The sequence below is a fragment of the Cryobacterium sp. TmT2-59 genome (genome assembly GCF_004403545.1).
Taxonomy (GTDB): Bacteria; Actinomycetota; Actinomycetes; order Actinomycetales; family Microbacteriaceae; genus Cryobacterium; species Cryobacterium shii.
The window spans coordinates 37622-46551 of sequence record NZ_SOGM01000081.1 but is presented as its reverse complement, the minus strand read 5'-3'; the positions used below and the strand labels follow the sequence as shown (position 1 = coordinate 46551).

Annotated in this window: 8 protein-coding genes; 3 read left to right on the top strand and 5 right to left on the bottom strand. The window is 70.7% G+C overall.

The features are described from left to right. The 3 genes from E3T24_RS12645 to E3T24_RS12635 form a co-directional block, all read left to right on the top strand. Nucleotides 1-1385: multicopper oxidase family protein (locus E3T24_RS12645; protein ID WP_134434679.1), on the top strand; the 1385-nt coding region annotated here is incomplete at its 5' end. A 42-nt stretch (nucleotides 1386-1427) separates the two neighbouring features. Then, the gene (locus E3T24_RS12640) at nucleotides 1428-2669 is read left to right on the top strand and encodes an aminotransferase class V-fold PLP-dependent enzyme (protein ID WP_134365199.1); all 1242 of its coding nucleotides are present in this window, start codon (nucleotides 1428-1430) and stop codon (nucleotides 2667-2669) included. After that, on the top strand, nucleotides 2670-3731 hold the full coding sequence (locus tag E3T24_RS12635; protein ID WP_134365198.1) for a hypothetical protein: 1062 nt from the start codon (nucleotides 2670-2672) through the stop codon (nucleotides 3729-3731). Between the two features lie 49 nt (nucleotides 3732-3780). Here the strand turns inward: E3T24_RS12635 and E3T24_RS12630 are convergent, their stop codons facing one another. From E3T24_RS12630 to hemG, 5 genes are all read right to left on the bottom strand, one after another. Then, a complete protein-coding gene (locus E3T24_RS12630) occupies nucleotides 3781-4245 on the bottom strand; it encodes a DUF2269 family protein (protein ID WP_134365197.1) in 465 nt (154 codons plus the stop codon). A gap of 74 nt (nucleotides 4246-4319) precedes the next feature. Next, nucleotides 4320-4967, bottom strand: coding sequence for a hypothetical protein (locus E3T24_RS12625; RefSeq protein ID WP_134365196.1), 648 nt, complete (start codon nucleotides 4965-4967; stop codon nucleotides 4320-4322). Nucleotides 4968-5002: 35 nt separating this feature from the next. Further along, nucleotides 5003-6121: a ferrochelatase gene (locus tag E3T24_RS12620; protein ID WP_134434678.1), complete on the bottom strand. Its 1119-nt coding sequence runs from the start codon at nucleotides 6119-6121 to the stop codon at nucleotides 5003-5005. Nucleotides 6122-6128: 7 nt separating this feature from the next. Then, nucleotides 6129-7325, bottom strand: coding sequence for a TIGR04053 family radical SAM/SPASM domain-containing protein (locus tag E3T24_RS12615; RefSeq protein WP_134365194.1), 1197 nt, complete (start codon nucleotides 7323-7325; stop codon nucleotides 6129-6131). Further along, nucleotides 7322-8755 (bottom strand): protoporphyrinogen oxidase, encoded by a 1434-nt coding sequence (gene hemG, locus E3T24_RS12610; RefSeq protein ID WP_160141039.1) that lies wholly within the window; start codon nucleotides 8753-8755, stop codon nucleotides 7322-7324. The genes E3T24_RS12615 and hemG overlap by 4 nt, the downstream gene beginning before the upstream one ends. Nucleotides 8756-8930: the final 175 nt, after the last annotated feature.

Genomic DNA, 8930 nt, shown 5'->3' with positions numbered 1-8930 from the left:
CCGGCCGGCCCGCCGGCTCGCCCGCCGGCCCGGCCGCGGGCGACGCACTTCGCGAGCCCGCCGAGCTCCGCAGCCGGGCGGGACTGCTCGAGCTGCGACTGGATGCCGCCGCCGGACGGACGCAGATCGGCGGCAGGACCGCCACCACCCTCGGCTACAACGGCGGCCTTCCGGGGCCCACCCTGCGCCTGCGCGCCGGCGACCGCCTGCGGGTGAGCCTGCGCAACGGCCTGACCGACCCGACGAACCTGCACGTGCACGGCCTGCACGTCTCCCCCGAGGGGAACGCCGACAACCCGTTCGTCATGATCGACCCGGGCGCCTCCTTCGACTACGACTACCTGCTGCCGCAGGACCACCCGCCCGGCCTCTACTGGTACCACCCGCACCACCACGGCCTCGTCGCCGACCAGGTGTTCGGCGGCCTCTACGGCGCCATCGTGGTCGAGGACCCTGACCCGGTCGACGTCGCCCGCGAGCGGCTGCTGATCATCTCCGACCTCACCCTCGACGGGTCGGGACGGGTCGCCTCGGCCGGCCGGGCCGAACGGATGGCCGGCCGCGAGGGCGAGCTCGTGCTGGTCAACGGCCAGCTGAACCCGACCCTGGGCATCCGCCCGGGCGAACGGGAGCGCTGGCGGATCGTCAACGCCTGCGTCTCCCGCTACCTGCGCCTGCGGCTCGACGGGCAGGCCGTGCAACTGCTCGGCCTCGACTCCGGCCGATTCGAGACGCCCCAGGACGTGGCGGAGGTGCTGCTCGCGCCCGGCAACCGCGCCGACCTGCTGGTCACCGCCGCGGAGGGGACGGCCGTGCTGCGGGCGCTGCCCTACGACCGCGGCAGCATGGGCGGGATGATGGGCGGCACCGCCCGGTCGACGGCGGAGGTCTCCCTGGCCACGGTGACCGTGTCCGGCGAGGCCGCGGCCGCGGCATCCGTCGTTGCCCGGCGTCCGGCGGCCCGCGATCTGCGCGCCGAGCCCGTGACGGCCCGCCGGGAGCTGATCCTCTCGATGGGGATGGGCGGAGGGATGGGCGGCGGGATGAACTTCACCATCAACGGCGAATCCTTCGACGCCGGACGGGTCGACACCACGGTGCAGGGCGGCAGCGTCGAGGAATGGCTCCTCACCAACACCAGCCCGATGGACCACCCGTTCCACCTGCACGTCTGGCCGATGCAGCTCCTCGAGACCAACGGGCGGGCCGCGGACTCCCCCCCGTGGCAGGACGTCGTCAACCTGCCGGCCCGAGGGTCGGCGCGGGTGCGGATCGCGTTCGACGACTTCACCGGCCGCACCGTGTACCACTGCCACATCCTCGACCACGAGGACCTGGGAATGATGGGCGTCGTCGAGGCCCGGGGCCCTCTGCTCGGCGGATAGTCAGGCTGCTCTTCTAGACTGAGCCGGAAAGAAACGAAGGATATGAAGCACTCTGGGTTGTTCCGGCGCACGACGCCGAACCCGAGCACGACCGACAGCCAGGCCGCCCGAGCGGATGATTTCTCCTACCTCGACCCCGGCTCGACCTACCTCGACTCTGCCTGCCAGAGCCTGCGTCCGCAGCCCGTGCTCGATGCGATGACCGAGTACTACACGGCCTACAACGCCTGCGGCGGGCGCGTGAAATACGCCTGGGGCACGCGCGTCGACAACGAGGTGCAGGACGCGCGCCGCGCGGTGCTCGACCTGCTCGGGCTGTCCGCACGCCAGCGAGCGGTCTCCTTCACCCTCAACACGACCTTCGGCCTGAACCTGCTGCTGCAGCAGCTGCCGCAGGACCGGTTCGCCTCCATGGTGACCAGCCACATCGAGCACAACTCGGTGTTCCTGCCCACGATGACGGCCGCCACCCGGCTGGGGGTGCCGCGCCTCGTTCTCGACCGCACCCCCGACGGCGCCCTGGTCTACCAGCCGGCCCAGCTCGAGCGGGCGGTCGTCGTCGTCAACGTCGCCTCCAACATCGACGGGCGCCTGCTGACCAACCTCACCGACCTCGTGCGCGACACCCATGCCCGGGGCGGTATCGTCATCCTCGACGCGGCGCAGGCGATGGCGCACAGCCGCGCCCTGCTCGCCAAGACCGAGGCGGACGCGCTCTGCTTCTCGGCGCACAAGATGTACGGCGCGAGCCTCGGCGTGATCGTGGCCACGCACGAACTGATCGAATCCCTCGACCTCACCTTCGTGGGCGGCGGCATGGTGGCGGATGTCCGGGAAGACTCCTACGACCTGCTGCCGGGCGACCCCGGCGCCCTGCTCGAACCCGGGCTGCAGGCCTGGGGCGAGATCATCGCCCTTCGCCGCGCGATCGGCTGGCTCGGCACCGTTCGCCCGGGCGGGCAGACGCCGGCCGCGCACGTCGCGGCGCTGTCACAGCAGATGTTCGAGGGACTCGCCGAGATCCCCGGACTGACCCTGCTCAACACGGAGCCCAGCCCCGTGATCAGCCTCTACGCACCGAGGCAGGATTCGCACCGGCTCGCCGTGTTCCTGTCCCAGTCGGGCGTCATGGCGCGCAGCGGTTACTTCTGCGCCCATCACTACCTGAAGGAACAGCTCGGCCTGCCGCCGCTGCTGCGCTTCTCGCTCGGACTGCACTCCACCCCGGCCGACATCGACAAGGCCGTCCAGGCCCTCGCGCGCCTGATGAAAGGCCTCTCGTAAGTGTTCTGTGTTGCCGCATTCATCGTTCTCGTCCTCATGGCCGCCGTCTCGGCCAGGTACCGCCGCTACCTCGGCAAGGCGTGGAACTGCACCCTCCGCCGCGTCACCTTCCGCCCCTGCGACACCACCTTCAAGCAGGACATCAAGGACCACCTGCTCGCCCCGCTGGCCGTGCGCCGTCCCGGCCTGGTCGGACCGGCGAGCGTCACGCTCGAGGTGCTCGCGGTCCTGGTGGTCCTGACCACGATCTGGAGTGGGTACACCGTCGTCAAGAGCGGCGTCAACCTCTACGTCTACGGCACCTGCAACAAGCAGGATTCCGCCTCCTGCAGCCTGGGCGCGGAGGCCTGCGCCATCCCCGACCAGACCCCGACCTTCGGTGAGTCCCTGGCCGAGGGCGACGTGATCGGGGCGTTCGGCAACGACTTCGCCAGCCTCGGCAAGACGTTCTCGGCCATTCCCGCCCGCATGCAGAACTGGGACGCGAAAGACTACCTGCCCGCCAACGCCAGTTACCTGAACCCGTTCGACGAGAAGAAGGAAACGGCGCTCGAGGTCATCGACCCCGGCTGCACCTACTGCCTGCAGCTCTTCCAGAACATCGAGAAGGCCGGCTTCGACCAGAAGCAGAACCTCACCTACATCGCCTACCCGATCGCATCCGAGGACGGCTACAAGTTCAAGAACTCGCTGCTCGTCACGCAGTACCTTGAGGCCCTGCGCCTGAACCCGCTCGACGGCGCGAAGACACCGGTCGACTGGGAGATCCTCAGCCGGATCTACACGGAGAAGAACGAGGCGGGCGTGTCCTGGCAGAGCGTGATCAACGGCGCAGACCCCGCCGTGGCCACCGCACTGCTCCAGGACTGGTCAGCCGAGTTCGGCCTGAGCCCGGCGCAGGTCGCCGAGGTGGCATCCGTCGCCGCCTCCGACGAGGTGGCCGGCATCATCGCCGCGAACACGGAGCTGGTCGAAGAGAGCATCCACACCGTGAAGATTCCGTCGATCATCTTCGACGGGCGCCGCCACGACGGACTCGTCTCGCTGGACGACCTGGACTAGACGCGGGGCGGGCGGCCGAAGCGGCCGAAGCGGCCGGACCGGGTGGCTGCTACGGCTTCCAGACCATCAGCACGACGATGAGCACGAGGAGCAGCGACGCGATGCCGGAGCCCATGGCCACGCGGGAGTAGCCGGCGATCTTGGTGCCGGTGGCGGGCATGGCGTTCGTACTCAGTGCCTCTGTACTCAGTGCCTCGGCGGCGGAGCGCATCGCCGGGACCACCAGGAACAGGTTGATCGCGAGGGCGATCACGTACAGCACGATCGACAGCCAGACCCAGGTGGAGCCGAAGGAGAAGCCCTCGTCCGCGTCCGCCATGCCCAACGCGCCGAAGCCGAAGAACGCCACCAGCACGGACAGCAGGCTGAACAGGTAGACCGATTTCGCCAGCGCGGCGACCTGTCCGGCTTCCCCGGCGCGCATGGAGCGCATCGCCGTCATGGGCAGGATGGCCATCGGGCCGACGATGAAGACGGCGGAGACAATGTGCAGGGTGTTGAACAGAAGTTCCATGGCTTCAGAGTAGGCCCGGGGCGGCGGCGGCGGTGAACCGACACGTCTGAGGCGTTGACGGCGGCCCGCACCCCTCAGAGCCGTCGTTGGGCGGCCGTCACCTCGGGGTGGTCCTCGGGGAGGGCGTGCCGGGCTCCGGCGTGCAGCAGGGCGACGTTCTTCTTCTCCCAGTCGAGCACGGCCTGCCGTTGCGGGTCGAGCGCCCGGCCCTCGGCGCAGGCGGACGCGCTTCGGCCGCAGGCACAGACCGTCGGCTTCGCCGGGTCGGCGTGGTGCAGCTGTCCGACCCGCCAGAGCACGGCCATCGCCCAGTCGATCTGGCGCTGCGCCAGCACGGTCTTGCGCTCGGCGCGCCGCACCAGGTCGCTCTCGAGGAGGGCGCGCACCCCGTCGCTCTTCGTCCGGTCGAACTGGCCGGCCACGACGCCGCGCAGCTCCGCCACCTGGGCGGCGAGGCCGTCGATCACCGCCTGCTGCTCAGCGTCCACCACCGCCGACTTCTCCGCGAACTTGCGGTGGTTCTCCTGCTGGTCCGCATACTGGCCGACCCAGAGCTTGATGTGTTCGGCGTCGCGGCGTTCAGCCTTCTCCGGCCCGAGGTGGTGCAGGCACGACGCACACACCACCTGGTCGGTCGGCGAGGTGAACGTGAACGGCTGCAGAGACTGGCAGCAGAAACACTGGGCCCGGATGGCCACATGCAACGGATACGGATGGGTCACGGAACTCCCTGCTTAGCCCTGTGCCGAGCGTACTGCTAATGCTGCCGTGGCCGCCCGCCGGCTGCGCCCTTCGCGCAGCAGCCCGCGGCGCAGGCATCGGGCCACGGCCCGAGGGCGGTCAGCGCGGCGCGCGGCGAGGCCGGCCCAGGTGCCAGGCGCTCCAGCAGCAGGTCGACGAGTCCCGAGACGAAGGCCGGGTGAACGCCCGGAGTCGGCACCCGCAGGAATTCGATTCCCACTCGGTGTGCGGTCGCGGCCGCCTCGGTGTCGAGGTCCCACACCACCTCCATGTGATCGGAGATGAAGCCCAGCGGCACGACGACCACGGCCCGGGTTCCGGCCGCGGCAAGGCGCTCGATCGCGTCATTGACGTCGGGTTCGAGCCAGGGCATGTCTGGCGGGCCCGACCGGGACTGGAAGGCCAGCGACCAGGCGGGTGCGGGCGGCCATTGAGCATCGGGGTCAGCGACGGGCAGTGCAGCCATGACCACCGCCGCGACCGCCAGATGCTGGGCCTCGTAGGCGCCGCCGGGGCCGAGATCGCGATCCGGGAGGCCGCTGCGCACGGCATCCGCGATCGGAATGGAGTGGGTCGTGAAAAGAACGTGGGTGTCGGCGACGCAGATGCCCCGCCGGGTGAACCGGGCCAGGGCCTCCCGCACGCCCTCGATGAAGGGAGCGACGAAGCCGGGGTGGTCGAAGTAGGGGCGCACGGCGTCGAGCTGCACGCCGCCGATACCGGTGGGCAACGCCTCGGAGAGGTCCTCGCGATACTGGCGGCAGCTCGAGTAGGAGCTGTACGCGCTGGTGGTGAGGGCGAGCAGCCGGGTGTGCCCGTCGAGAACGGCGGCGGCGACCTCGCCGGGCAGGTACGGCTCCCAGTTGCGATTGCCCCAGTACACCGGGAGGTTGACGCCGCGTGCGGCGAGTTCGGCCTCGAGCGCCGCCCGGAGGGCACGGTTCTGGGCGTTCACCGGGCTCACGCCGCCGACGGCGCGGTAGTGCGTCGCCACGGTCTCGAGGCGGGCCTCCGGGATGCCCCGGCCCCGGGTGACATTTCGGAGGAAAGGGATGACGTCGTCCTGGCCCTCCGGGCCGCCGAATCCGACGAGCAGGATGGCGTCGTACCGGTACGGGAGCGGTTCGGCGCTCATCCCGCCGCTAGGCGCCGGCACCGACGGCCGCCGGGGCCGCCGCGCCAGGTTGGAAAGGACACGCGGGGTCTTCGCCGAGAGGGTCGCCGCTGTCCGCGAACGCGCGGGCCCGGGATCCTCCGCACAGGTCGGCGTACTCGCACCGGCCGCAGCGCCCGCTGAACTCGGTGGCCCGGATCTGCTTGAGCAGCGCGTTGTCCCGGTAGATCTCGGCCAGGGGTGTCGTGCACACGTTTCCGAGGCCGAGGGGCAGGAAACCGGCGGGGTAGACCTCGCCGTCGTAGGCGACGAATACGATGCCCTTGCCGTCGCGGGTCGACGCGGTCTGGGCGCGCGGCAGGCCGGCGGGCGGTCCCATCAGGGTTTCGAGCCTGGCGGACAGCGCGCGGTACCGCTCGCTTGCCGGCGCCGGGTCGCCGGCGCGGCGCCGGGCGACGACGCGACGGAAGAAGGGAGCCTCGACCGTGCGCACGATGAAGCCGTGCTGGGAGGCATCGAAGAGGAAATGGCAGATGTCCTCGTGCTCGGCCGGGGTGACGGCTTCGGTCGAGACGCCTCGGCCGACCTGCACCAGGAAGAAGACCTCCCAGATGGCCGCGCCCGCCTTCTTGATCAGGGCCGCGACATCCGCGAGCTCGCCCACGTTGGCGCGCATGACGGTCGTGTTCACCTGAACGGTGAGTCCGGCCGCTGCGAGGGCACGGATGGCGCGCACGGTGTCGTCGAAGTGGCCCGGAATCCCGCGCACACCCTCATGGGTCGCCGCGACGGCGCCGTCGAGGCTGATCGACACCGCCTTGACCCCGCTCGCCACGATCCGGTCGATCATCAGGGGGGTGAGGGTGGGGGTGACGGACGGGGAGAGCGCCGTGGGCAGTCCCAACCCGGTGGCGTAGTCGACGAGCTCGAACAGGTCGGGCCGCATCAGGCAATCGCCGCCGGTGAGCACCAGAATCGGATACGGTCGGCCGAAGCCCGCCACCTGGTCGATCAGGTCCCGGCCCTGCGCGGTGGTGAGTTCGCCCGGAAGGGCCTGCATGTCGGCGCTGGCCCGGCAGTGCTTGCAGGCGAGCGCGCAGGCGCGGGTCGTCTCCCAGAAGACCAGCATCGGGCGCTTCGCGTAGTCCGGCCCCTTGCCACGACGCGCGGCCGGCACGGCCGGCAGCACGGCGGTCTCCCCGAGCGGGATGCTCAGCCCGCTCATGCGGACGCCTCGCTCCGGGCACGCGCATCGGACAGGACCTGCGCGATGCTGTCGGCGGTGCGCTCTGCGTCCGCCACGCAGCTGGCCAGCCCGACCCCGCGGTAGGCGGAGCCGGTCAGGCGGATCCCGGGCAGCCGGCCGAGTGCCTCCTCGGCGGCCGCGAGCCGAGCCTGGTGGCCGACGACGTACTGCGGCATTCCCTGCGGCCACCGTTCGATGTGCTGTTCGGTCGGGCGCCCGGTCAGGCCCATCGCCTCCACCAGCTCGGCGTGCACCTGGCTGACCAGGGTATCGTCATCGAAGCCCACCCAACGCTGGTCACGGCGCCGGCCCACCATGCAGCGGATGAGGACGGTGTTCTCATCGGCAAGGTGCGGCCACTTGACACTGGACCAGGTGCAGCCGACGATGAGGCGACCCTCTTCTGGCGGCACCAGGAAACCGGTGCCGTCGAGGTCGTGAGCCACCGCGGAGTGCGGGTAGGCCAGACAGATCGTGGCCACGTCGACGTAGGGAATGCCGCCGAGTGCGGCCGCCAGATCCGGCGCCTCGGCGGCGATCATGCCGGCGGCCACGAATGCGGGGATGGCGAGCACGACCGCATCGGCCGGAAAGACGGTCCCATCCTCCAACGCGACCAGGTAGCCGGTGCCGTTCTCGTCCCGTGTCACGGATACCGCGGCACTGCCCAGACGCACGTCATCGCCCGCCACGCGGTCGGCCAGCGCGTCGATCAGGCGGGCCAGCCCGCCGACCAGGGTTACGAGGGCAGCGCCGCCGGTTCCGGCCGGTTTCGGCGCGTTCCGCCGGCGGCGGCGCAGGCCGAGATAGAGACTGCGGTTGGCCCGGCCCAGTGCCTCGATATCCGGTGCGGTGCTGCGAGCACTGAGCTCGTCGGCCCGGCCGGCGTGGACGCCGCCCAGGAGCGGGTCCACGAGCCGGTCGAAAACCTGCCCGCCCATCCGGGGCCGCACCAGTTCGGCGATTGTGGGGTCCTCCGGCAGCGCCGCCCGGGTCGGGAGCACGACGTCAAGGGCCGCGCGCGCCAGGCCGAGGGGCGAGAGCAGTCGCGATTTCATCAGCGGCAGCAGCCGGTCGGGGATACCGAACAGGGTGCCGGCCGGGAGGCGGCGCAGCGCGCCGCGCGACCAGATCCGGGCGCCGGACCCGGCCGGGGCCACGACAAGATCACTGAGACCGAGGTCCTCGATCAGTGCCGCCGCCACGGGCGCCCGCACCATCAGGGCGTCGGGTCCGACGTCGACCAGGTGCCCGCCGAATTGCTCGGTCGCGATCTTGCCGCCGAGCCTGGGCCCGGCCTCGACCAGACTGAGTTGCACGTCCGCGCCGAGCCGGCGATGCAGGTAGTGCGCTGTCGCCAATCCGCTGATTCCGCCGCCGACAATGACGATCCGTGGTTGAGAGAGCACTTGTATATTCCTCCAGCTGCCGGTACGTCCAGCGCAGCCGGCAACCGATGGCAATCCTTGTTGCCTCGATCCTACGACCGTCGTGCGGCCCCGTTCCAACCGGGGCACCGGCCGTGGGCGTCGAGTATCAGGCGAATCGCCGCCCGGACCGGGGCCTGATCAGATGACGGATTGC